Raw genomic sequence first — 616 nt, 5'->3', positions numbered from 1 at the left:
CGAAAATACCGAAACACTCAAAACAGAAACATGATCGCAGGCAGATAATCAGCCGTGCCCGAACTGTCCGGGAATTACTGAAATGGCTGTCCGGGATTTAGCGAAATCGCTGTCCGGTAATTTTGAAATCCGCACCATCCTGCTCCAGGTGGAGCATCAGCGGTCACTCTCGATTGTTCAGACGCTCTTCGAGCCAATCCAGCACTTCCTGCTCAACCCATCCCACCCGGTTCGAGCCCAGCTGTACCCGCTTCGGGAATAGGCCTGCTTTCTCCAGTCTGGCGATGTGTTGCGGCGAGTACAAAACCAACTCTTTGAGCGCCTTCTTCGACAGTATCCTCATCACGATAACTCCTTTGATAAGGAGCATCGCGATGCCCCGGTTGCGGTTGCCCGGTTCCAGGTTCTGCAATCATAGAGTGTGATTGCCGCTTTGGCGAGGTTGTTGTATGTTCCGAAAAGAGGCCAAGCTGTGAACAGGCGTGCAAAATTGACCCCGTAGCGGGGTAATCGGCGTCCAAAAGTGACCCCCCTGATATTTCTGTTTTGATGCTTCCTCAGATGCATGAGGGAGCGAGTTGGGGATGTTGGTTGTGGAGACGATTGCGAAGATCAG

Annotated in this window: 1 protein-coding gene; it reads right to left on the bottom strand. The window is 52.6% G+C overall.

Annotated features, from left to right (window positions below; genetic code table 11):
• Window positions 1-163: 163 nt before the first annotated feature.
• Entirely contained in the window at window positions 164-412 is a 249-nt protein-coding gene (locus tag FLO80_RS21830; RefSeq protein ID WP_246156790.1) for a helix-turn-helix transcriptional regulator, read from the bottom strand.
• Window positions 413-616 lie beyond the last annotated feature (204 nt).

The sequence above is a fragment of the Aquicoccus porphyridii genome (assembly GCF_008369105.1).
GTDB lineage: Bacteria > Pseudomonadota > Alphaproteobacteria > Rhodobacterales > Rhodobacteraceae > Aquicoccus > Aquicoccus porphyridii.
Note: the sequence above shows the minus strand (reverse complement) of the source record. Positions and strands in the feature narration are given on the sequence as shown.